Raw genomic sequence first — 264 nt, forward strand, 5'->3', positions numbered from 1 at the left:
TGATGTGGTTGTTCCATCATACACCTTACTATCTGTTACGGCTGTAACTGTAATCGGTTTCTGTGTAATCACACCAGTGCTCACTGTTACATAACTGATGTTATAGTTGCCAGTCATGTCTGCATTGCTGCCATCCTTGATCGTTAAGCCGGATGGTGTCATTACATGTGCATTGCCCACATTCTTATTATCATACACCTGTGTTGGCTGTGCATTGATCGCATCACCACTCACCAGGTCACTGCTCACCGTTGGTGTCTCATC

1 protein-coding gene is annotated in these 264 nt (G+C 45.1%); it reads right to left on the reverse strand.

Features of this window, described 5'->3' with window-relative positions; all coding sequences use genetic code 11:
* A partial coding sequence (locus WG954_RS21620) for a YDG domain-containing protein (protein ID WP_340439202.1) occupies positions 1-264 on the reverse strand: 264 nt, incomplete at both ends.

Source organism: Lacibacter sp. H375, from assembly GCF_037892425.1.
Taxonomy (GTDB): domain Bacteria; phylum Bacteroidota; class Bacteroidia; order Chitinophagales; family Chitinophagaceae; genus Lacibacter.